Here is a 22,074-nt window from a genome sequence, read left to right on the forward strand (position 1 = left end):
AGCTATTTTGAATTTATTTACTAACAGCCCGGCCTTGTTTCGCCTGAGTCATTCCCATGCAAATTGAAAGCTTTCAGCGCAACTTCCAGAGGCATAAGCACATCCGTGATCGCAAAGACTTTCTGTTGAGCATGCCAAAATTTATGCTTAAAAAAGAGCCTCCTCCACAAGTTTATAACTTGATCGGGGTAAAGGCAGAGACTGTAAGAAAATAGATCAAAAAAAAATCCGTTCTTAAAGAAAGAACGGATTTTTTAAGCTATTAGTGGTGGGAGATACTGGGTTCGAACCAGTGACCCCCTGCTTGTAAGGCAGGTGCTCTGAACCAGCTGAGCTAATCTCCCTTTGGTTCTTGCCATGTGACAGCCTGGCGGGCTTTTTTGTTGGTGGGAGATACTGGGTTCGAACCAGTGACCCCCTGCTTGTAAGGCAGGTGCTCTGAACCAGCTGAGCTAATCTCCCCTTGGTTCTTCCCTCGTCGTTTCTGCTATTTGAATAACCTTCTTCGTTGTTGGGAGTGCAAATATACACCTCTAAACTAAAACTCCAAAACTTTTTTAATATTTTTAAGATAAGATCTCTTCCAATACCTGGTGAGATTTTATTTCTCCAAAAGAAGCCGTGTGTAAGGTGTAGTATATCAGTATTTTATCAAGAATGAGCCTTCTTGTCGCATTGTCTATTTTTATTTCATTTAATTTTTCAAAAGGAGTCGTAAACAAAGAAATAAATAATTCTGCTGCTGTTTTTTCTATAAAATATGGATGAACGGGAGGTAGAGACTTGAATTCACCCTCCTGTAAATCGAAATAACTCTGATCGCTTTTAGTCTCTGTACTTGGTGCAAAACCTAAAAACCGGGATAACTTCAGCAAAAAAGCAAGGTGAAAATTCGCACCTCCCTGATCCGTCTCATCAAACCAGGAAACCGCATTAAAAATGTAATCAAAAATATTTTCATCCGCATTCTGCTGACGGATACTTTTATAAAGCACTTCATTCAGGAACATAATTATCGTACTTTTGATAATATCATAAGGGATAGTCCGGAATACCGGAGAAGGCCTGAGTTCAGAAATCCGCTGGATACTGGAATTCGTCTTATGGTAAACAACCATATCGACCAGGTGAAGTGCCTGCAGCATATTCATCCGGATCTTAGCTTTTGGCTTCTTGACCCCATTCACCATATAAGACTGAATGCCGAATTTCGCGGTAAAGATTTGCACCACTACACTGCTTTCGCTGTATAAAGTCGTTTTTAAAACTATTCCACGGGTTTTGTGGAGCATATCAGATCAATTTTGGGATAAAAATAATAGCCGCTATAATTACAGAAATGAAAGCCGCAACAATGACAGCGCCCGCAGCTACGTCCTTAACTTTTCCTGCCTTCACATTGAACTCTGGCGAAACCAGGTCGACCAATAACTCAATTGCCGTATTTAAAAGTTCAGCAACCAGGACCAGGCCAATAGCCAGAACAATCCATAGCCACTCATTGCCAGATAATTGAAAATACCAGCCTGCAATTCCAACCAATATAGTTGCGACCAGGTGGATTTGAAAGTTCATTTGCGTTTTTACCGTATAAGCGATCCCGGATAACGCATATCCAAAACTCTTGATTAATCTTCGCATAGCATCAGCTTATCATCAAACTTATAAAGAAAAACTAATATTTGACTTTAATACCCACTTACATCGTTATTTTTACCTAATCAACACAATTTCTTATTCAAGAAACAGTTTATTTTCCTTTATTTGCTGATTCGATTTAGGGGCTATTTAAACAAGACCTTTTCGCTTTAACAATTCAGATATTTTAATCAAACATGGAAACCACTACTCCCGTTAAAAAAAATAGTTCTATTATCCCGCTTGTTACAATGACGCTCCTTTTCTTTATGTGGGGATTTATTACCTGTATGAACGATATTTTAATTCCGCACTTAAAAGTGCAGTTTAACTTAAACTTTCAACAGTCAATGCTGGTACAGTTCGCCTTTTTTGGTGCTTATTTTATCGGATCATTAATCTACTTCCTGATTTCATATTTTAACGGAGACCCAGTTAACAAAGTCGGTTATAAAAAAGGAATTATTGCAGGGGTATTGCTTTCGGCTGTCGGTTGCTGCTTATTCTATCCTGCAGCAACCCTGTCAATTTACGGTGTGTTTCTGGCTGCCTTATTTGTACTGGGTTTAGGATTTACAATTCTGCAGATTACTGCGAATGCCTATGTAACCTTATTAGGGCCAGAAGAAAGCGCTTCGAGTCGTTTAAACCTGACTCAGGCTTTTAACTCTTTCGGAACAACCATTGCCCCAATTCTTGGAGGTCATTTAATATTTACCCTGTTCCTGGAAAAAAACGGTACCGCTTCAGCAGACTCTACCCGTATCCCTTACCTGATTTTTGCAGGTATCCTTGTCGTGCTTGCGCTAATCATCAGCCGGGTTAAGCTTCCATCTTTCAGCAGTGAAGAATCTTCAGAAAGAGGTTTAGGTGCCTTGAAATTTCCACAATTAAAACTAGGAATCTTTGGTATCTTCTGTTACGTAGGTGCCGAAGTAGGTATCGGAAGCTTACTGATTGCCTTTATGGAACAACCAGATGTAACTAACCTGACAGAAGTGGTCAGTAAAAATTATCTTGCCCTGTACTGGGGTGGAGCAATGATTGGAAGATTCTTAGGCGCGATCTCATTAAGTGAATTGCCACAAACCAAGAAGTTTATTTATATGGTTCTTGCCGCTGCGGCTGTCTATTTACTGGTCTTTAGTATCGTTGACCTGACCTTTGCACAAACGAGCTTCTTTATCGTGTTTATCGTGTTGAATATTGTGGCTTTTGTAATCGGTAAATCTGCTCCGGCACGTACACTGGTAATTTTTGCAGCAGTGAATATTGTTTTATTGCTGGTTTCTATTTTCAGCAAAGGCAGCATGGCCTTATATCCTATTTTGGGAATCGGATTGTTTAACTCGATTATGTTTTCCAATATTTATACCCTATCGATTTCGGGATTAGGAAAATACGTAAGTCAGGGTTCATCTTTACTGGTTATGGCGATTTTAGGAGGTGCTTTATTACCATTGGTTCAAGGCAGTATTGCTGATTCATCAGGCATTCAAACTTCATTTATCCTGCCTGCATTATGTTATTTATATATCCTGATTTTCGGATTGTACTGTGCCAAACGTGGTCATGGCGCAGAAGGTGGTGCTGTCAGGACCAATCATTAAATAGCCCATTTTTATCAGAAACCGCCTGTTTTTTATCAAGAAACAGGCGGTTTCTGCTTTTATTAACAATATGGTAATGTCAGGTTCAGGTTAAGCGCATAGCCGAAGGATATTTTTGCGGTTACTAATTGCACACACATGAACAGAAGATCATTATTAAAAGGAGGTTTATTAGCCGGAATTGGTTTACCTTTTTTATCACCGTCAGACTTGCTGGCTCAATCCAAACCATTGGCTAAAAAAGCGAAGAACATTATTATGCTGGTTAGCGATGGAATGAGTATTGGCACTTTAAACATGGCAGACCTTTATGCAAACCGAACCTTTGGTAAAAGCACAAACTGGATACAACTTTATAAAGACTCAAAAGTTACCCGTGCACTGATGGATACGGCCTCAGCAAGTTCTCTGGTTACGGATTCTGCAGCTGCGAGTTCCTCATGGGGTGGAGGGATGCGTGTTAAGAACGGATCTTTGAACGTGGGCCCGAAAGGGGAAACACCGCAGCCAATTTTACAGAAATTTAAACAGAGTGGTAAAAAGGTAGGCTGTGTAACTACAGTCCCAATTACCCATGCTACACCAGCAGGATTCTGTGTCAATATAGATAGCCGTGACGGACAAGATGAAATCGCAGAAATGTATCTGAAATTAAAGTTCGATGTGATGCTGGGCGGTGGCTCAGAGCACTTTGATACCAAAAGAAAAAGCGGGAGTATTATCCCTCAATTTCAGGCTCAAGGCTTTAAAGTTGCTCAGAACAGAGACGAGCTTATGCGCCTTACAAACGCTGGCCCGGTACTCGGTATTTTTGCACCAGATGGTTTACCTTATGAGCTAGACCGGAAAAACTCTCCTGAATTGCTGAAAAGTACACCTTCTCTGGCCGAAATGATGAACAAAGCCATTGCGCTGATGAAAGACAATCCTAAGGGGTTCGCCTTACAAGTAGAAGGAGGAAAAGTAGACTGGGCTGCGCATGGTAATGATACCGGAGGTTTGATATTTGATCAGCTGGCTTTTGATGAAGCCGTAGGTCAGGCTATTGAATTTGCAGAGCAAGACGGCGAGACACTTGTCATTATCACTACAGACCATGGCAATGCAAACCCTGGTTTATTCTATGGAGACAGCAACAAAGACTTTGACCGCATTCAACATTTCAAACATAGCAATGAATGGATTTTAAATCAGCTGAACAATTCATCAAGCGAGAAAAACGTAGCTGAATTAATTGAAGCAGGAACGGGTATTGGAGTTACAGCTGCCGAAGCAAAGCAATTACTCGCACACTTTTCTGACATCATTCCCGGGCAGTTATACAATGCCGCTAACCTGCCTTTTAACGAGCTGGCAAAGATTCAGGCAAAATATACATTGGTACAATGGGCAGGAATGAACCATACCGCAGACTATGTAGAACTGACTATGTTTGGCCCTGGAAGTGAATTGTTAAAGCCATTCATAAAAAACTATGAGCTGCATAATTTCATGTTAAATGCAGCTGCACTTTCTTCAGAATTCTTAGCCCCGGTAGTTAAATCTTAGCAGTTATTTAAGCTTTTACCAAGGGAAATCCCCTATATGTATCAATTAACGCTTACCTTTGAGGTAAGCGTTAAATTATGTCCGTTGAAAAACTAGTACTGCATCCCCGAAATCTACACCGTTCAAGGTATGATTTTCCACAATTAATTAACAGTTGCCCGCAACTAGAGCAATTTGTATTTATCAACCCTTATGGTGATCAATCTGTCGATTTTTCAAATCCTGAAGCGGTAAAAACTTTAAATAAAGCCTTATTGATCTATTTTTACGGATTGTCCGATTGGGATATTCCTGAAAACTACTTATGTCCGCCAATTCCGGGCAGAGCCGATTATATTCATTACCTGGCAGATTTACTGGCCTCGGCTAATGGAAACGAAATCCCTAAAGGGAATTCGGTCAAAGTGCTGGATATCGGGGTGGGTGCAAACTGTGTTTACCCGATTATCGGACATCAGGAATACGGCTGGTCATTTGTTGGTTCAGACGTAGATAAACGCGCAATTAGTTCAGCAGAAAATATTGCTGCAATTAATCCTCCGTTAGCCAGTGATTTAACTTTCAGAATGCAGAATTCCGCTTCCAGTATATTCAAAGGAGTAGTAAAACCGGGCGAGCTATTTGACCTGACTTTATGTAATCCACCTTTTCATGCTTCTGCAGAAGAAGCGCAAATGGGCAGTCAGCGTAAAGTGCGTAACCTGGGCAAACAGAAGGGAAGAGAAGCCGTACTTAATTTCGGTGGACAGAGCTCTGAATTATGGTGTAAAGGCGGCGAAGTAGAGTTTATCAGGAGGATGATTGAAGAAAGCGCGCAGATTGCTAAGCAATGCGTCTGGTTTACTACATTAGTGTCAAAAAGTGCTCATTTATCAACGGTTTATTATGCCCTGGATAAGGTAGGTGTTAAAGGCGTGAGAACTGTAGAAATGGCTCAGGGACAGAAGCAAAGTCGTTTTGTGGCCTGGACTTTTTTATCAGCAGATGAGCAGGCGGAATGGAGTAAAAAGCGATGGAAAAAATAATTTAATATCTTAACTTTAAGCCATGATCTATAAACCCACTTATCAGGCAGCTCAAATTATCGCTCCTAAAGTTGAAGCCATTTTTGCTCAGCATCTTGCTGCGGCAAGAGAAAGTGGAGAGGAAGATCTTGCTCCATTGCCTTCGGCAGAGATTGTAGAGGCGATTATTGATGCCACCTTTTGGGCGAGTATCCGAAAGGAAGAAGGTCATTCACCAAAAATATCACTGGCTTTTTTACCACCTGCACAAGGAGGCAGCCCCTTGCTTTTTAAAAATCGTTTACCGCTTAACCCGACTATCTTAACCAAGATTGCACCCGGTGTTGAACGTCCCGGTATTCATATCGGTGTGTGGCAGGAAGATGGTGAACTCTATATTTGGGGAACCACAACCAGTATCCCTAATTTTTGTTTTGTATTAGACGTCTCTGAACCTGCACTGCTGGTGATTAAACACCGCAGGATCTATGGATTTGGAAAATTTACCAATATAGCTGTCCTTAAAGGTGATCAGATTAAGATTGTGGATGTGAACAGTGCCAGGCACCCGGATTGTCCGCCAATGTTGTTGTCATTGCTGGATCTTACGGCACCTTCTTACTGGAATGACACGGTGAATGTGCTGATTCAACTGGCTGTATCTATGCGCTCTCATCAGCGTGGAGGAACGCTGCTGGTCGTTCCTAACGGAACAAAGAACTGGCTGCAATCGATTATCAAGCCAATTCAATATGGAATACAACCTGCATTTTGTGGGTTGTCAAATCTATTAAAGCAAGACCGGAAACAGGCGAGCCAGATCTTTTGGCAAACGGTGTTGAAAAGAGAGGTAGAGCATCTGGCTGGTTTAACGGCTATAGACGGAGCAACAGTAATCAGTGATGATTATGAACTCCTGGCTTTTGGCGCTAAAATAGGACGCGCAAAAGGTAAAGAGCTGATTGAAGAATTATCCTTTATAGAACCCATTGCTGGTGGCGGGGCAGTGGTGATGCATCCAGCTAAAGTAGGAGGGACACGTCACCTTTCTGCTGCACAGTTTATACAGGATCAGAATGATGCAATTGCGTTGGTAGCTTCTCAGGATGGGCATTTTACTATTTATTCCTGGTCACCAATACAGGAAAGAGTAATGGCACACCGCATTGATACGCTATTGTTATAGGCATAAAAAAAGCGTTCATCTCCATGAACGCTAAAAAATTAATATATTATTTAGATTCTTATTTACGAAAATATAATAGCTCCGGCGATCACGCCAAGGAACAAAATCAACATCACTATTCTATCCAATGTAACCCACTGTTTTTGGGTAAGTGCTTTTTCTTGTTTCTCGCGCTCTGACCTGGCAAAGGCATGAGTAATCAGATTCAATTTAATTAGCATAAGCAGAGGTATTTAATGATACAATGATGTTTAACCTAAAACAAACCCTGCGCCAAAAAAGAGAATACTGTTAAAATGTTGATAATTATTTCTTTCTGTTGACAAGGCTTTTTTATTTTATAGCTAGCAGGTGTTTTTGTGGGAGAGTTACTGATGCAATCATTTGTGTCTGTACTAATTAGCAAACATTATTTGTCTTGAAATCTTTGGCCTGGATTTAGCCGTATATTTGAAATATCAATCTGCCTTTTTATGATCTCGCTACCGGTTATTATCTTCTTTATTGTCTTTTTAATTGGCTGTGCCATTGCTTACCCCTACGTGTTTAAAGGTGAAGATCAGCCAGCAATGTCAACCTTTGATGTGCTTAAACTTAATGCGATCCTGATTGTTGTAGGCACGGTTGCTACCTTGTGGTATAGTGTGGGCGCAGAAATTATTGTAGCGGGCCTTTACTTCGTTGCCTGCGTGCTGATTGCTATCGCTTCCCGAAGATGGATCTGGTTAGTCGGTGGGGTAATCGGACTGATTCCCGGGCTCATTACCTGGTGGTTTTTTATCAGTAATCTGGCTGGCGGACGCGTTTAATCCCCTAAAATTCTTCTCTTCATTTTTTTATTTAAAATTATTCAGCTTTAAATCAGCTAGTTATACTGTTTTTTATGTTGCCTATAGTACTATGTATTGCATATTACTATATAAAACACATAACTTTGAATTATGATAGCAGAAAATACACAAACGCAAATGCGGAAGGGCATACTGGAATATTGTGTGCTCCTGATTATATCAAGAGGAGAGATTTATGCCTCTGATATCATCGCTGAATTAAAGTCAGCCAAATTACTGGTTGTAGAGGGGACGCTTTATCCGTTATTGACCAGGTTGAAAAATAACGGACTACTGAGTTATAACTGGGTAGAATCAACCTCAGGGCCGCCTCGTAAATATTACACACTGACACCTTTAGGGACTGCAATGCTGGCCCAACTGGACGGAACCTGGCAAGAGTTATCATTCGCTATTGCAAAATCAAAGAACCAAACTAACCCTTAAACTCATGAAGAAGACACTAAACATAAATATTGGCAATTCCATCATTCACATTGAGGAAGACGCCTATGAACTATTGACCACTTACCTGATTGAGGTTAAACAACACTTCGGGAAAAGTGCGGATGACTTTGAAATTGTTTCTGACATTGAGAACCGGATTGCAGAAATGTTTACTGAGATTTTGCACACACAGCAGAAACAAGTGATTGAACTGGCAGATGTACAGGTTGTAATCGGCTTAATGGGCTCGGTCAAAGATTTTGAAGAACAGTCTGAAGAAGATCCTGCAGCTGATTACAATAACACATATTCTTCTGCATTTGCGGAACGTAAAATCTACAGAGACACCGACGAGGCCATGGTTGCAGGTGTTTGTGCTGGTTTGAGCCATTACCTTAAAATGGATGTAAGCATTATCCGGATCGTTGCCGCTTTATCGGTGATGTTAGGTGGTTCAGGTTTGATTGCTTACCTGGTTTTATGGATAGCGATCCCTAAAGCTTCTACCCGGGCAGAACGCATGGCCATGAAAGGAGAAGCGGCAAACCTGCAGGGATTTAAAAGAAGTTTTGAAGAAGAACTATCCAATCTAAAAGATAACCTGAAAAATGCGAATGAGCATTTGCGTCCTTTTGTGAAACATTCTGGTAACTTCATCACAGAATTCATCACTGTTCTGGGAACGTTTTTACAAGGTTCCGGGAAGATTATTTTTAAGTTCATCGCCATTGTCTTACTGCTGGTTGGTTCCGTGTTTTTATTGAGTGATTTTGTGGCACTGGCTTCCATTCTTGGTGTCTGGTATTCTGGCGCTGCGCAGGTATTCCCTTTTAACATTGTAAACGGATCTTACCTGACCATTTTTAGTGTGGCGGCTTTCTTCACCATAGCGATCCCTTTACTGGGTATGATTCTGCTTTCTATAAGAGTTGCTTTTAATAGTCGTCCTATTCACCAGATGTTATCTTATGCTCTGCTTTTAATCTGGTTATGTGCACTTTCGGTTGGGATTTTCTTTATTGCAAAAACGGGTACTGAATTTAAAGAACAAGCTAGCTTTACGCAGACCTTATCTTTAAAGACTTACCCGGTTTACACATTGGAAATGGATAAAACTATGTTCTTCAGTAAAGAAGATAGCTTACAATATCGCTTAAATTCATCCGATTTTATCGGAAAGATTATTCAGAAAGATCCTGAAAGATCATCCGCTGCCCCTAGAAATGTATCGATCAGAATAGAAAAAAGTGAAGGTAACGTGCCTGTACTGATCCAAAGTTACAGTTCACAAGGAAGGGATTTCGCTATGGCACTGAACCATGCAAAGAATATCCGCTATGATTTTGCACAGCAGGATTCCTTATTGAAATTTGGTTCTGAAGTACATTTGAAAAAACAGGAATACTGGAGAGACCAGCGGGTTGAATTACTGATTAAACTACCTGTAGGAACTAAACTGCGGATTGGTAAAAACCTGGACCGTTACCTGAATGGCTATTCTCTTTGGGACTGTGACGATGAAAATTTTGTAGAGGACAGGTACGAAGGGGTAATGACTGAAGAAGGGTTAAAGTGCCAGCTGGAGAAAAAATAGGTAAATAATAAAGAGTTAGCTTCTGAATATTTTTTAGTAAATTTAATTAGCTAACTCTTAATATGTTATGAAAACCGTAAAACAACTACTCAGCACTAAATCAGCACAGATCTTTTCGGTTACGGCAGAAACATCTGTTCTGGATGCCCTTAGCGTAATGATGGAGAAAAACATCAGTGCGCTGCTCATCCTGGAAGGCAGTCAGTTATCAGGAATATTTACTGAAAGAGACTATGCCAGGAAAATCGTCCTTCGGGGAAAAACTTCTGCAGATACACCTTTAAGTGAAGTCATGACCGCCAGTCCAATTACAGTTTCTCCAAACGACAGTCTGGATCACTGCATGGAGATTATGACGGATAAGCACATCAGGCACTTACCCGTATTGGCTGACCACCAGATTATTGGGATGGTCTCAATTGGCGATGTGGTTAAATTCATCATCGAGGATCAAAAGCAGACCATTTCCCAATTGGAAGGTTATATCAACAGCTAGTATTCCAGCTGCTTATTTAACAGTATAACGGTATACATAACGGCCAACATTACCATTTGCATCTACGCCCTCAATCACTGCTCTGTAGGTTCCTTTACCGTCTGCATTATAAAACTCAAGCACGGTATCTCCAGTTGCATTGGTGACGATTTTAGGGTTCCAGTAAATCGTGGTCCTTAAATCGTTCCCTGTATAAGAGCTGGTTTGCGTCAGATATTTAGGTGCATAAAAATCTCTTGTTTTTGTATATCCTTTAGGGGTAAACTTAAGCATGTTGCTCTGTGGCATCATTTTCTTTAAGTCTGCCAGGCTCATATTTGACTTAGGAATCTTTTTCGTATTCACCACCAATACGCCATTACAGTTGTAATTCTTGAAAACAAGGCCCAGCTGATCCTTTAAGAAAATTTCAATGGACTCTACATCCGCAGGCTGAATACTGCCCAGGTTGACCGCATCTACTGCATTTCCATTAATGAATACCTGTACCGGCGTACTTTTATTTCCCTGCATATAATCGCGGGTAATGAAGAACCTGTCTGTATCGAAGGTAAGTCCCATCGCCATAGATTTAAGGCAGGTTAAAAGGTCATTACAACCACTTAATCTTTCTCCATCAATCATATGGTCTGGCATCATACTTAATCCTGTTAAAGCTGTATAATCCGTGTGGCTTGGTTTTTTGACCGTCGCTCCGGTAATTTTCACCTCTTTAAGTGTACGCAGATTGCTGTATTGTTTTTTACTGTTATCCAGGTAAGATGAAAGTGTGCTGTCAATATTGGCAATTTCAGTAGCCGGATAAGGATTGCTGGTTACCTCAGGGAAAGGAGGACTATCCAGGACAATCATCATATTGCTTCCTGTTGCATTATATTTTGCATTGATCAGTAATTCTGCACCATCTTCGAAAACCAGGTTAGGGAAAGCGAAAAGGCCAGAGTTTGTAGTCAGTGTTTCCGAAGAAAGTGTTCTTCCTGGGCTGGTTAAACGTAAAGCTCCTTTTCTGACCGGCATTCCTGTTCTGTCTCTTAAAATACCTGTGATACTCATTCCCTGCTCTGGAAGGTAAGTATTTGCAGGGAACCTGCCAGTCATAATTTCTTTGTAAGAGAAGCGGCGGTAACCCTGAGTCAGCATTAAAATATCAAGTTCTGCACGCTTTTTTTCATCGTTTTTCACGAAGTAATAGTTTGGACGTTCTACAAATCCCTGCAGGTCTGAGGTCAGTAACAAAGAACTCAATATCGTTGTTTCTGTAGTCTCATCTACCGGAACTTTCTGCTGATCGGTTACGCTAAGAGAGAAATTCCCTACTAAACGCTGTGTAGAATCTTTAGCAGAAATAGTCATTCTTACTTTTTGTCTGACTTTATAAGCAGGAAGGTCTGATTTTAAAGTCAGGTTCATCGCATTTTTGTGTAGTACAAAGGCCAAACGCTCACTGATTGGTTCTCCGGTTGCAGAGAAAAGTGTAAGCTGAACAATTCCTGAAGGAAATTTATCTGTTGGTATTTTTGCTGCGGTAACTTGTGTCTGTAATTTAGTTTGTGCAGCATAATATACCTGGCCGGCATTTTGTGCAATCAAATAAACACTTTTACCCTGGTTTTGCTGGAAGTAGGTATCACTGGCTACGATCTTGAAATTGATCACCTCCGGATTCGTGGTATTCGCCTGTACGGAAATTCCTGATTCAACAGGCTTTGGCAAGTCTACTATTTTTTTAGAACCATCACTGAAAGTGACAGTTGCTTTGTAAGTTTTACCACCTTCTGCATTCAGATAGAAGGCGCCCATGCCCAGATGGGTAGAACTAAATGCAGTAATCTGGTTGCCATCGCTATCAGCAATAGTTCCTTTAACTTCAATACCAAGCCCATCTTGTTTAATAGCTTTAAAGGCGATTTGTGTCGGGATACCCTTCACGAGTTCTCCGCCTTCAGGGAAGAATTGAATATCAGTACTTCCAGCTTTTGGTTTAAGCACAAAAGAAGAATTCAGGACTTCCTGGTTACCCATGTTAAGTTCTGTGGTCAGGTCTCCTTTGGTGATGATTTCATTTTTCTTTGGGGTGATACTTATTTTTAAAATCCCATTCTGGTCTGTAACGCCCCTGCCTTTACTTACCACTTCATAATTTGACATGACGCTCCAGTTGACTGGTTTATTGGCAAGAATGGCCTTGTCGAGATTTTTAAACTGAATCTGTGCATTGATGACCTGACTTTTATCGGTTTGTACGTTGTTATAAGTTAAATGGGTAATCAATTTCTTGTCAATAGCTTCTCCAATCGGAATAGTTTTAGTGAAGAAATAATCCGGGCTGGAATTGAACATCCAGACGGTATAGGCTCTGACATAATAATTGCCCTGTTTAAAGTTAACCATATCAAGCTCCAGGCTTCCGTAAGCTACACTGTTGGTCACTGGCAGTTTCATCGATTTGACCAGGGAATCCTGGCTGTTGATCACATCTACATAAACTACTTTGCTCAATGGCGAAGGAATATTCTGTTCAGAGGTCAGGTAAGCTTTGAAGAACATGGTATCCGCAACGCTGTAATATGGTTTATCAAAATGGAGATAGACTTTTTCTACAGGATGCTGTTCTGCAATGATCTTTGATTTGTTAAGAATATTGCTGAGCATAACGGTATCCTGTTGTGCTGATGCCTGGAATCCTAAAGAAAAGCAAAGTATAAATAATGCAAATGATATTTTAAAGTAGTTCATGAATGGCGGGTGATACAAGATTAATCTTGCTAATATATTGAATTATGCAGGAGCTTCCATAACCTTCGGGAACCTTTAACATATTTTGACATTTATGGATGGTTAACAGGCCGGTTATAGCGTGTTCCGGTTAAGTTACCTGTGAATCTACATCTAGTCTATATCAAGTCTACGTATTTACAGGAAAAGGTGGCCTCATATCAGAGTTAACCCCTACGCTTACCGAAGTCATTGTGCTGGAAACCCTGCTTTTTTTATCCCAAAAAAAGGAGCCTGGTTTCCCGGACTCCTTTTTATTTACTGCTTGAATTTAAACAGGTATTATTTTAGTTATATTCGATAACGAATTCATTTTTTGGGGTACGTACTTTTTTCAAGTTTACCAACCAGTCTTCGCTTTCGCTCCTGTAACCTAATGGTAACAGGGTAACACTGCGAAGACCTCTTTGTCTTAAACCTAATAATTCGTCCAGCTCAGCAGGATTAAATCCTTCCATTGGAGTTGCATCTACTTTTAACAAGGCAGCTTCTGCAAGTGCTACGCCAAAACCAATATATGCTTGTCTTGCGGCATGGTTAAAGTTTACTTCTTCAGTTCTTGTCGTGTAGTTTGAACTTAACTGGATTTCATAATCTGATGGAGTTTCATCAGGAAGGCCGCGCTCAGCGTTGGTACGGGCAAAAGAAGCTCTGATGTTTTGTTCCGTATAGTTATCCCATGCTGCAAAAATAAGCAAGTGTGAAGAATCAACTACTTGAGATTGTCCAAAAGCAACGCTCTGGATTTTTGCTTTTAATTCCTGGTTTGTGACTACGATTACTTTAAATGGCTGAAGGCCAGATGAAGTTGGCGCAAGACGTGCAGCTTCAATAATTTGGTCAACCTGGGCTTGTGGGACCTTTTCTCCGTTCATTTTTTTTGTTGCGTACCGCCATTTAAGCGCATCTATTAAACTCATATTTTTTTATTTTAAGGGTTGTATGTCTGTTGTAACATCTAATTAATAACAGTGTTAACAAATGTAAGTATGTTATTTAGGTTTGATCAAAACCAAGATTGATTTTACTTTTGGATGATATTGAATTAAATGAACGAAAAGAAATCTCCCTTAAGATTTGGATAAGTTTTGTTTTTTTAGTAAAATCGTTAATTGTTATGCTTGCATAAAATAAATGAGCGATCCGATTTTTACAGCAACAAGCAAAACGTCAATTTAATACCAACCAAATATGAAAAAGATTTTACTAAGTTTTTTACTGGCAGTGCCTATTCTGGGCTACTCCCAATCCTACCAGGTTAACCTTCAGGGACAAAAGCAAACCGCAATGGGCGGTGCAGGTACAGGGGTTGCTTTAGATGAAGCAGCTGTGTTTTTTAACCCTGGTGCGGTGTCTTTCCTTAAAAAGAATGGTGTACAGGCCGGCGGAAGCGCAATTTTCCTGAAAGCTGCTTTCAGAGAGAATGGTTCGAACATTACAGAATATACCAAAGAAAAATTAACAGTAGATCCATCTGTTTACGCGGTGTTTGGTAATCCGAATAACAGGCTTCGTTTTGGTTTGGGTGTTTATGTGCCATTTGGTGGTGCTGTACACTGGGATCCAAACTGGACTGGTAAATATACAGTGACTTCATTAGATCTTCAGGCTATTTATGTACAGCCTACTTTAAGTTACAAGATTACTGATCATATTGGTATCGGTGCGGGCTTTGTCTATACCAATGGAAAGGTTGATTTAAAGAGAGGTGTGCCGCTTACTTTAAACGATGGTACATCGGCTACTGCTCAGCTTAAAGGTCATTCTAATGATTTCGGCTGGAATGCGGGTATCTATGTAGAAACTGTATCTGGGGTAACCATCGGTGTAACACACCGTTCGCAGGTAACTGCACAGGTAAAAGAAGGAGATGCTATCTTCAGGGTTCCACCGGCATTGCAAGATGGTTTCCCGACTAAGTTTAGTGCTAACTTGCCTTTACCGGCAACATCTTCTATTGGTTTAGGATTTTATCCATCTTCAAAAACGATCATTGCGGTGGATGCAAACTGGGTTCACTGGAGTAAATACAAAGTACTTGCTTTTGACTACAATAACAATTCAAGAATTCCAAACACGAGTTCTCCGAGAAATTACCATGATGGAGGTGCTTTACGTGTAGGTATTCAGAATATGGCGACCGAGCGTTTAGCTTTAAGACTAGGTGCTGCCTACGCATTTACACCTGTTGGAAAAGGGTACGTAACACCAGAGGTTCCGGATGCTAACCGTATTCTGCTAAGTGCAGGTTTAGGTTACAAAGCATCTGAGCGTTTCAGCATTGATTTATCTTTCTTGTATGAAAATGTTAAATCAAGAAATGAAACCAATATAGAAACCAATTTAAGCGGGGATTTCAAAACCGTTGCTTATATCCCTGGCATTGCTTTATCTTATAAATGGTAATCACCTTTCAGCAAAACATTATGAACTCGAAATTTATATTCAGAAGTATTCTTGCAGTAGCTGTTGTTACAGCTGCGTCCTGCAAGCCAGAACTAAAAACAATAACCCCCAGTAAAGGGAGTGCAGATTTTACAAGATATATTGCGGTCGGAAACTCTTTAACTTCAGGTTTCGCTGATGGCGGATTATATCTGGAAGGTCAGCAGAATGCATTTCCACTGATGATTGGTACGCAAATGCAAACTGTTGGTGGTGGTACTTTCAGCATGCCTTTTTTCAATGCAAACCAGGCTGATGGATCAGGTTATAAAAAACTATCAAGCTTCACGGCTACAGGAGATCCTGTCATTACTGATGTACCTGCGCAGGCAGTGATCGGTTCGGCGAATGTTCCGGGTTTCGGAACGGTTCCTCTTTTTACAAAATATGCAGGTGATCTGAACAATTACGGTGTACCGGGAATCAGATTGAACAATATTACGCTTACTTATTACGGGAATTTAAATCCTTATTTTGAACGTTTGCTGCCAAATACTTCACCAGCGAATACAACGTCTTACCTGAGTTTTGTCAATGCTAAACCTTTTACTTTCTTTAGTATGTGGTTAGGTAATAATGACGTTTTGGGTTATGCAACTGGTGGGGCTGCTGTTGCAGCAGATTTCCCTACTGATAAAGCATTATTTACGCAATTGTATAATCTTGCTGCAAGTACAATGATCAAAGGTGGAGCTGGTGGTACTGGTGCTAAAGGTGTAGTCGCTACTATTCCTGATGTTTTGAGTACGCCTTATTTTACAACAGTTACTTTAAAAGCATTGTTAACAGCGGTTCAGGCTTCTGCGCCAACTGTGCAGGCTATCTTTATTCAGCCTGGTACGGGAGCTCCGAGACCTGCTACAGCAGAGGATTATTTCTTACTTCCTTTAAAAGCTGCAAACTTGATCGGAAAACCTAACGGGGCAGGTTTGCCTTATGGTTTACATCCTGGAAATCCAGTTGAAAGTAAATATGTATTGGATAAAACAGAAGCTGCTGTGGTTGCTGATTATACAAATTCTTATAATGCAACGATCAAAAGTGTGGCAGCGGCAAATGGCCTTGCTTTAGTAGACGCCAATGCTTTGCTTAAAGCTTACGGGGCTGGTAAGGTAGTGAACGGTGCGGCAGTTAGCGCAGCATATATTACTGGAAATCTTTTCTCTTTAGATGGGATTCACCTGACTCCATTTGGTTACGCGATTGTAGCGAATGAGTTTATTAAATCTATCAATTCACAGTATGGATCTAGTGTTCCAACTGTAGATGTGACGAAATACAGAGGGGTTAAATTTCCTTAATTCCCTGGTAGAAATCTGTTAAAAAGCGGCCTCCCCAATTGGGAAGGCCGCTTTTTTTTATTAATTATAAATCTCCTATTTTCTTGTTGTCTCCAAATTCACTGGCTGCACAGCCATTTGTTCCGAAAGTATCTTTGCCAATACAAGCATTGTAGTTCCAGTAGTTACGGTCTCTGTAAAGCGGCCCCGGGCCAATTCCCCAGTCTCCATTGAAACTGAATTCATCTTTGTCACAGCCCATTCTTACGAGGTTGTTGGCAGTCAGGACTTCGTCTTTAGTGCCACCAGGGTTTCTGTAATCACCGTAATAAGAACATTCAAATCCTATGATAGTCTTGTCTCTGGAATCATGGTACATACCGTGAGCTAATTTCCCTACGTAGGCTTCCACTCTTTTTCCTTCAGCCAGATTTCTTCCGTTTCTGGTGAACCATCCTGAGTGTTGAAAGTAGGTGGTGGTGATGATGCGCTGGGCTTGTTTATCCACTTGAAGGACCATATGTTCCAGGTCATAATCATGACCGCCAACATTTCCAATACATGGTCTTTGGCGTTTGTATGCCCACCAATACTCTATAAAGATGCGGTTGGGGTCTGTAGGGTGTGTTTGTACATCGTAATAGGTGGGGAAGTCCATGCTTTTGGATTCTGGGTCTTTTTGAAAGACTAGTTTGCCGTTGCAGGTGATACTGGATTGAAGAGTATTTGCCCAAATGTCTTCTACGGGAGAAGGGTATTCGGGGGCTGCACGGTCAAATTTGATGAGGGGTGCAAATTTTATTGCCCAGTTGACAGCTTCGCTGGTGTTTACTTTGGTTGGGCTTTCCTGACAACTCGCGCAGAAGGTGGCTTGGGTTGCACTGATTCCTGTTTTTGAGGTTTTACTGCTGGTTTCCTGCTGGTCAGATTTTTTACATTGGACGAGTAGGGTAGCCAGGGTTAATAGCGGAATGAAATAATTTTTTTTCATGGTTTTTGTTTTTCTTTAAGGTAAGAAATAACATGACCATAATTTATGTATGAGAAAGCTATGTTTACTGCACTGGACCGCTAAAAAATAAATGACCTGTTTTCATACTGGAATTCATGAAGAATGAATTAGGTACTGAAAACAGGTCATTTATTTTTTTAGCGGTTCAACTGGTTTTTCCAATTTGGCAGGATGATTAGCCTTTTTTGATTACCAGTTTTATTGATTAGTGTTTCAGCTTTGCTTTGAATACTTTTTCCAGTTTCTCCAATTTTGGTAAAATAACCAGTCTGCAGTAGGGCTGATCTGAATTTTTATTAAAGTAATCCTGGTGGTATCCTTCGGCTTTATAAAAAGTTTCTGCTTTTGTGATTTCAGTGACTACTGGTTTGCCGTAAGCGTTTGTTTTATTGAGTTGTGCTTTGTAGTGTTCTGCTGCTGCTTTTTGCTCAGGAGTGCTATAAAAGACTACTGAGCGGTATTGGGTGCCGACGTCTGCTCCCTGACGGTTTAGGGTTGTTGGGTCATGGCTTTTCCAGAATACTTCGAGCAGATCATCGTAGGAGATTTTTGCTGGGTCGTAGTTGAATTCAATAACTTCTGCGTGTCCGGTTGTGCCTGAGCAAACTTCTTCGTAGGTTGGATTTGGGTAAGAGCCTCCTTCAAAGCCTGATCTGACTGCGGTTACTCCATCTAGTTTCTGGAAGAGGGCTTCTGAGCACCAGAAGCAGCCCATACCGAAGGTGGCTTTCTGTAGTTTTTTCTGCTGTGCGTTTGCTCCGTTTATGGATACAAACAGAAGCATTATGATTACCAGGTATTTCATTTTGTGTGTGTTTAGGATATAAATTTAATGGATTTATGATTAGAAATACGTGGGTAAAGGGGTTGTGGTTTTGTTGGTGTCCTAAATTGACAGTGTGCTGATAAAATGTGGTTGTTGATTGGGTGTGCGGTAATTCTGTTAATAAAAACATTAGTCGATCGCCAGGTGTTGGTAAGTATAGTGGTCAACTGATATTATCGGTTATATTGGGGGTTTGTTGGTAAATGTTAATAACTTAAAATGTTGTAAATTAGTGTGATGCTGTGGTGTAATTCATATTAAGCGAGTTTATTAACAATTGTTTTATAGTTTTGAATCAAACATTAAAGAAATATTATGTCTACACCTTATATTCCAACCTTAGATCTTGGTTCTTATATTGACGGAACGGAACACGATCGTAAAAAATTTTCTGACGAACTGGGCAGAGCTTTCAATGATTCGGGCTTTGTAACGATTACTAATCATGGCTTAAGCCAGGAGTTGATTGATAAATTATATCAGAATATTCAAGGGGTTTTCCGTTTGCCGGCTGATCAGAAAGCAAAATACGAAAAACCTGAGCTTGCGGGACAACGTGGTTATACGAGCCCGGGTAAAGAAACTGCTAAGGGTGCTAAAACTGCAGATCTTAAAGAATTCTGGCAAATTGGTCAGACGGTAGTTGATGGTGATCCGATTAAATATGAGTATCCTGATAATGAGTATTTGGAAGAGATTCCAGGATTCAACGAGGTAACGAATGAGGTTTATCAAAAGCTGGAGAGTAATGGTAAACATTTGTTGAGAGCGATTGCTACTTATTTAGGCTTACCTATTGATTATTTTGATCAGCATGTGCATAACGGAAATTCTATTTTGAGAGGTATTCATTACTTCCCGATCGAGAATCCTGAAGCATTACCTGATGATGCTGTACGTGCTGGTGCGCATGAGGATATTAACTTGATTACTTTACTGATCGGTGCTAGTGCTGATGGTTTAGAAGTGCTGACTCGCAGCAATGAGTGGTTGCCGATTAAGGCGCATCATTCTGATATCGTTGTGAATGTTGGTGATATGTTGCAGCGTTTAACGAACAATAAGCTTCGTTCTACTACGCACAGGGTGGTTAATCCACCAAGAGAGCTGATGAAGACTTCACGCTTTTCAGTACCTTTCTTCCTGCACCCACGTTCTGATATGGACTTAACTAGTCTTGATTCTTGTGTGGATGAGGCGCATCCAAAACAATATACTGATATGACGGCTGGTGAGTATCTGGACGAACGTCTAAGAGAAATAGGCTTGAAGAAGTAAGAAATCTTAAGCATAAAAAAAGGGTTCATGAAAATGAACCCTTTTTTGTTATTCCGAGCCTTCTATCGGGATCGAACCAATGACCTACTGATTACAAGTCAGTTGCTCTACCAGCTGAGCTAAGAAGGCTTTAATGTCCGGTTATTCGCTAACCGGGTGCAATTATAGAAAAATTGATCCTGAATACAAAATCTCTTCTTTAAAAAAAACGGTTTATTTTTATATCTCCCTGTTTTATAGGGATTTTATTTTTTGCAGCCTTTTGGTTTATTTGTCCATTCCTTTGTCGATTGCCTGATTAATGACGTCCTGAATACGGGAACGGATACCCATGCTGACTAGCTTATTGGTGACTGATGGATTAACACGGTTGGATAAAAACACGTAAACCAGGCCTCTTGATGGGTCTACCCAGACTGCTGTACCAGTATAACCGGTGTGGCCATAGGTTTGTGAGGAAGCTGTTGAAGAAGGGTATTTCTTAGAGAGGTTCGGATCCCAGCGGTCGAATCCCAGTCCTCTTCTGCTCACGTTGGATTGTTGTGCGGTAAAGGTCTCTACTGTGCCCGGTTTGAAATAGGTCTGGCCACCGTAGGTTCCTTTATTCAGAAACATCTGGTACATAATGGCCATGTCATTGGTGCTGGCAAACAGACCTGCATGTCCTGAAACACCACCGACTAACGCTGCTCCCTGGTCATGAACGTAACCTACCAGTAATGTTTTTCTGAAATAGGTGTCGTCCTCTGTTGGAATGATCTGATCTCTGCTGAATCTGTTTCTTGGCAGAAAACCGGCAGTTTGCATGCCTAAGGGTGCATAAAAGTTCTCAGCTGTATAGATGTTCAGAGGCTCTCCGCTGATTTGCTCCACGATATCTTTCATGACATACATACTGATGTCGCTATATACGTATTTACCTCTGGTTCTGATTGGGGCGTTCAGCATTTGAGGCCACATGACGTCTTTGAAATAATCTTTTCTGATGAAATATCCGTCAGCAACTTTTGTAGGGTAAGCTGCGGATGAATCCGGACTATGGTCGGTTGCTTTAACGCCGTCGTGGAAGGCGATGTAAGGAATGAAGCCTGCCTGGTGCAGCATGACTTCGCGTACCGGAATTTCGTTCATCGCAGTTGGTCTTGCCAGGGCAATGTATGCGCCAATATTGGTATCTAGTTTTAGTTTATTTTGCTCTACTAAACGCATGACCATAGGTGTGGTCGCTGTTATTTTGGTGATGGAAGCGAGGTCAAATATATCGGTGACTTTATCTGCAGGGCCACCGTAGGTGTGGGTTCCGTAAGCTTTATTAAAGATCACTTTGCCGTCTTTTGCGACTAATACGACCATGCCTGGTGCGGCTCTCGCGGCAATTGCTTCGGCAGTAATTCTATCAATATCCCGCAGGTTATCACTGTTGACACCGGCATCTTCGGGAACGGTGTAACGTAAACGGGTAACGGTAGTGGTAAAACCTGATCCGGCAAGGTATTTTCCTGAGATGTTACGGGGTAGTTTGTTGCTTGCAGCTATTCCTCCAAAAATTATTTGTGGGATGAGTGAAGCTGATTGTATGCTTTTGTCCTGAGTCCAGACTATAGGGGCGTTTAGGGAGTCAAAGGGAACCAGGTTGGTTTGCTGGCCGTACAGGGCAACAATAACTGATTTGGTTTTGGCCAGTGAGTTGATAAAATTGATATATTTCGGCTTCGTTGTTTCGAGATCCTGGATGGAAATGATAATGGTGTTGAAGAATTTCAGGTCGTCCTCGAGCTTTAGGAGTTCGGGTGAGTTTTCATATTTTGCGGAGCTGAAAGGGGTGACTTTCGCATATTTATTCAGCAAACTGTCCGAAGTATTCTGAAAAGCGAAACCCAGGCTAACTGAGGCTATGTTTTTCTTTTCTAAGGCTGTTAGCGGGATAATGTTCTGCTGATTATTCAGCAAAACGGTATGCTGAAGGATGTTAGTGTTGACTTTCAGCAAGTCTTCATTTCTTTGATGATCTTGTGCACAAGCACTGAAGGTTGATATCGCAAGAAGACAAACGGTGATAGTTTGAACAAGATTGTTTTTGTACATAAAAAGCTTATAGTTCATTC

At 40.9% G+C, this 22,074-nt stretch carries 19 protein-coding genes and 3 tRNA genes; 11 read left to right on the top strand and 11 right to left on the bottom strand.

The window, feature by feature from the left end:
* Positions 1–266: 266 nt before the first annotated feature.
* From ABIB30_RS06745 to ABIB30_RS06760, 4 genes are all read right to left on the bottom strand, one after another.
* Positions 267–344 (bottom strand) — tRNA-Val (locus ABIB30_RS06745).
* 40 nt (positions 345–384) lie between these two features.
* Positions 385–462, bottom strand: a tRNA-Val gene (locus ABIB30_RS06750).
* A gap of 104 nt (positions 463–566) precedes the next feature.
* On the bottom strand, positions 567–1,292 hold the full coding sequence (recO, locus tag ABIB30_RS06755; protein WP_354300464.1) for a DNA repair protein RecO: 726 nt from the start codon (positions 1,290–1,292) through the stop codon (positions 567–569).
* 1 nt (position 1,293) lies between these two features.
* Positions 1,294–1,641 (bottom strand): diacylglycerol kinase family protein, encoded by a 348-nt coding sequence (locus ABIB30_RS06760; protein WP_354300465.1) that lies wholly within the window; start codon positions 1,639–1,641, stop codon positions 1,294–1,296.
* 248 nt (positions 1,642–1,889) lie between these two features.
* Here ABIB30_RS06760 and ABIB30_RS06765 point away from each other — a divergent pair, with 248 nt between their 5' ends.
* From ABIB30_RS06765 to ABIB30_RS06780, 4 genes are all read left to right on the top strand, one after another.
* Positions 1,890–3,248: a sugar MFS transporter gene (locus tag ABIB30_RS06765; protein WP_354300788.1), complete on the top strand. Its 1,359-nt coding sequence runs from the start codon at positions 1,890–1,892 to the stop codon at positions 3,246–3,248.
* Positions 3,249–3,386: 138 nt separating this feature from the next.
* Positions 3,387–4,796 (top strand): alkaline phosphatase, encoded by a 1,410-nt coding sequence (locus tag ABIB30_RS06770; RefSeq protein ID WP_354300467.1) that lies wholly within the window; start codon positions 3,387–3,389, stop codon positions 4,794–4,796.
* 77 nt (positions 4,797–4,873) lie between these two features.
* Positions 4,874–5,821, top strand: a complete 948-nt coding sequence (rlmF, locus tag ABIB30_RS06775) for a 23S rRNA (adenine(1618)-N(6))-methyltransferase RlmF (RefSeq protein ID WP_354300469.1) — start codon at positions 4,874–4,876, stop codon at positions 5,819–5,821.
* Between the two features lie 22 nt (positions 5,822–5,843).
* The gene (locus ABIB30_RS06780; protein WP_068403726.1) at positions 5,844–6,986 is read left to right on the top strand and encodes a putative sensor domain DACNV-containing protein; all 1,143 of its coding nucleotides are present in this window, start codon (positions 5,844–5,846) and stop codon (positions 6,984–6,986) included.
* A gap of 62 nt (positions 6,987–7,048) precedes the next feature.
* On the opposite strand, the gene ABIB30_RS06785 is transcribed toward ABIB30_RS06780, so the two are convergent.
* Positions 7,049–7,207, bottom strand: coding sequence for a hypothetical protein (locus ABIB30_RS06785; protein ID WP_354300471.1), 159 nt, complete (start codon positions 7,205–7,207; stop codon positions 7,049–7,051).
* A gap of 252 nt (positions 7,208–7,459) precedes the next feature.
* On the opposite strand from ABIB30_RS06785, the gene ABIB30_RS06790 reads away from it, so the two are divergent.
* The 4 genes from ABIB30_RS06790 to ABIB30_RS06805 all read left to right on the top strand — a co-directional run bounded on the left by ABIB30_RS06790 (position 7,460) and on the right by ABIB30_RS06805 (position 10,353).
* Positions 7,460–7,795: a hypothetical protein gene (locus tag ABIB30_RS06790; protein ID WP_354300473.1), complete on the top strand. Its 336-nt coding sequence runs from the start codon at positions 7,460–7,462 to the stop codon at positions 7,793–7,795.
* A gap of 132 nt (positions 7,796–7,927) precedes the next feature.
* Complete coding sequence (locus ABIB30_RS06795; RefSeq protein WP_354300475.1) at positions 7,928–8,263, top strand: PadR family transcriptional regulator; 336 nt, start codon at positions 7,928–7,930, stop codon at positions 8,261–8,263.
* 4 nt (positions 8,264–8,267) lie between these two features.
* The gene (locus tag ABIB30_RS06800; RefSeq protein WP_354300477.1) at positions 8,268–9,857 is read left to right on the top strand and encodes a PspC domain-containing protein; all 1,590 of its coding nucleotides are present in this window, start codon (positions 8,268–8,270) and stop codon (positions 9,855–9,857) included.
* A 67-nt stretch (positions 9,858–9,924) separates the two neighbouring features.
* Positions 9,925–10,353 (top strand): CBS domain-containing protein, encoded by a 429-nt coding sequence (locus tag ABIB30_RS06805; RefSeq protein ID WP_354300479.1) that lies wholly within the window; start codon positions 9,925–9,927, stop codon positions 10,351–10,353.
* 12 nt (positions 10,354–10,365) lie between these two features.
* Here ABIB30_RS06805 and ABIB30_RS06810 read toward each other — a convergent pair whose 3' ends face one another.
* Together ABIB30_RS06810 and ABIB30_RS06815 are read right to left on the bottom strand one after the other, a co-directional pair.
* Positions 10,366–13,089 carry a carboxypeptidase-like regulatory domain-containing protein gene (locus ABIB30_RS06810; protein WP_354300480.1) on the bottom strand — a complete coding sequence of 908 codons (2,724 nt, stop codon included), beginning with the start codon at positions 13,087–13,089 and terminating at the stop codon, positions 10,366–10,368.
* 326 nt (positions 13,090–13,415) lie between these two features.
* On the bottom strand, positions 13,416–14,048 hold the full coding sequence (locus ABIB30_RS06815) for an NAD(P)H-dependent oxidoreductase (RefSeq protein WP_354300482.1): 633 nt from the start codon (positions 14,046–14,048) through the stop codon (positions 13,416–13,418).
* 271 nt (positions 14,049–14,319) lie between these two features.
* On the opposite strand from ABIB30_RS06815, the gene ABIB30_RS06820 reads away from it, so the two are divergent.
* Positions 14,320–15,534: an OmpP1/FadL family transporter gene (locus tag ABIB30_RS06820; protein WP_354300484.1), complete on the top strand. Its 1,215-nt coding sequence runs from the start codon at positions 14,320–14,322 to the stop codon at positions 15,532–15,534.
* 20 nt (positions 15,535–15,554) lie between these two features.
* Positions 15,555–16,874, top strand: a complete 1,320-nt coding sequence (locus ABIB30_RS06825) for an SGNH/GDSL hydrolase family protein (protein ID WP_354300486.1) — start codon at positions 15,555–15,557, stop codon at positions 16,872–16,874.
* 64 nt (positions 16,875–16,938) lie between these two features.
* Here ABIB30_RS06825 and ABIB30_RS06830 read toward each other — a convergent pair whose 3' ends face one another.
* Both ABIB30_RS06830 and msrA read right to left on the bottom strand, forming a co-directional pair.
* Positions 16,939–17,844: a hypothetical protein gene (locus ABIB30_RS06830; RefSeq protein WP_354300488.1), complete on the bottom strand. Its 906-nt coding sequence runs from the start codon at positions 17,842–17,844 to the stop codon at positions 16,939–16,941.
* A gap of 226 nt (positions 17,845–18,070) precedes the next feature.
* Positions 18,071–18,670, bottom strand: coding sequence for a peptide-methionine (S)-S-oxide reductase MsrA (gene msrA, locus ABIB30_RS06835; RefSeq protein WP_354300490.1), 600 nt, complete (start codon positions 18,668–18,670; stop codon positions 18,071–18,073).
* A 336-nt stretch (positions 18,671–19,006) separates the two neighbouring features.
* Here msrA and ABIB30_RS06840 point away from each other — a divergent pair, with 336 nt between their 5' ends.
* Positions 19,007–19,969: an isopenicillin N synthase family dioxygenase gene (locus ABIB30_RS06840; protein WP_354300492.1), complete on the top strand. Its 963-nt coding sequence runs from the start codon at positions 19,007–19,009 to the stop codon at positions 19,967–19,969.
* 56 nt (positions 19,970–20,025) lie between these two features.
* Here ABIB30_RS06840 and ABIB30_RS06845 read toward each other — a convergent pair.
* Both ABIB30_RS06845 and ABIB30_RS06850 read right to left on the bottom strand, forming a co-directional pair.
* Positions 20,026–20,098: transfer RNA gene (locus ABIB30_RS06845), tRNA-Thr, on the bottom strand.
* Between the two features lie 138 nt (positions 20,099–20,236).
* Positions 20,237–22,072, bottom strand: a complete 1,836-nt coding sequence (locus ABIB30_RS06850) for a serine hydrolase domain-containing protein (protein WP_354300494.1) — start codon at positions 22,070–22,072, stop codon at positions 20,237–20,239.
* Between the last annotated feature and the right edge of the window lie 2 nt (positions 22,073–22,074).

The organism is Pedobacter sp. UYP1 (genome assembly GCF_040547305.1).
Lineage (GTDB): Bacteria > Bacteroidota > Bacteroidia > Sphingobacteriales > Sphingobacteriaceae > Pedobacter.

What these genes read in the sequence shown, in the direction of transcription:
- ABIB30_RS06805 (WP_354300479.1), top strand. Translation starts at nt 9,925, where the DNA reads ATGAAAACCGTAAAACAACTACTCAGCACTAAATCAGCACAGATCTTT.
- ABIB30_RS06785 (WP_354300471.1), bottom strand. Translation starts at nt 7,207, where the DNA reads ATGCTAATTAAATTGAATCTGATTACTCATGCCTTTGCCAGGTCAGAG.
- ABIB30_RS06810 (WP_354300480.1), bottom strand. Translation starts at nt 13,089, where the DNA reads ATGAACTACTTTAAAATATCATTTGCATTATTTATACTTTGCTTTTCT.
- ABIB30_RS06840 (WP_354300492.1), top strand. Translation starts at nt 19,007, where the DNA reads ATGTCTACACCTTATATTCCAACCTTAGATCTTGGTTCTTATATTGAC.
- ABIB30_RS06765 (WP_354300788.1), top strand. Translation starts at nt 1,890, where the DNA reads ATGACGCTCCTTTTCTTTATGTGGGGATTTATTACCTGTATGAACGAT.
- ABIB30_RS06770 (WP_354300467.1), top strand. Translation starts at nt 3,387, where the DNA reads ATGAACAGAAGATCATTATTAAAAGGAGGTTTATTAGCCGGAATTGGT.
- ABIB30_RS06820 (WP_354300484.1), top strand. Translation starts at nt 14,320, where the DNA reads ATGAAAAAGATTTTACTAAGTTTTTTACTGGCAGTGCCTATTCTGGGC.
- ABIB30_RS06780 (WP_068403726.1), top strand. Translation starts at nt 5,844, where the DNA reads ATGATCTATAAACCCACTTATCAGGCAGCTCAAATTATCGCTCCTAAA.
- ABIB30_RS06800 (WP_354300477.1), top strand. Translation starts at nt 8,268, where the DNA reads ATGAAGAAGACACTAAACATAAATATTGGCAATTCCATCATTCACATT.
- ABIB30_RS06830 (WP_354300488.1), bottom strand. Translation starts at nt 17,844, where the DNA reads ATGAAAAAAAATTATTTCATTCCGCTATTAACCCTGGCTACCCTACTC.
- recO (WP_354300464.1), bottom strand. Translation starts at nt 1,292, where the DNA reads ATGCTCCACAAAACCCGTGGAATAGTTTTAAAAACGACTTTATACAGC.
- ABIB30_RS06760 (WP_354300465.1), bottom strand. Translation starts at nt 1,641, where the DNA reads ATGCGAAGATTAATCAAGAGTTTTGGATATGCGTTATCCGGGATCGCT.
- ABIB30_RS06850 (WP_354300494.1), bottom strand. Translation starts at nt 22,072, where the DNA reads ATGAACTATAAGCTTTTTATGTACAAAAACAATCTTGTTCAAACTATC.
- msrA (WP_354300490.1), bottom strand. Translation starts at nt 18,670, where the DNA reads ATGAAATACCTGGTAATCATAATGCTTCTGTTTGTATCCATAAACGGA.
- ABIB30_RS06815 (WP_354300482.1), bottom strand. Translation starts at nt 14,048, where the DNA reads ATGAGTTTAATAGATGCGCTTAAATGGCGGTACGCAACAAAAAAAATG.
- rlmF (WP_354300469.1), top strand. Translation starts at nt 4,874, where the DNA reads ATGTCCGTTGAAAAACTAGTACTGCATCCCCGAAATCTACACCGTTCA.
- ABIB30_RS06790 (WP_354300473.1), top strand. Translation starts at nt 7,460, where the DNA reads ATGATCTCGCTACCGGTTATTATCTTCTTTATTGTCTTTTTAATTGGC.
- ABIB30_RS06795 (WP_354300475.1), top strand. Translation starts at nt 7,928, where the DNA reads ATGATAGCAGAAAATACACAAACGCAAATGCGGAAGGGCATACTGGAA.
- ABIB30_RS06825 (WP_354300486.1), top strand. Translation starts at nt 15,555, where the DNA reads ATGAACTCGAAATTTATATTCAGAAGTATTCTTGCAGTAGCTGTTGTT.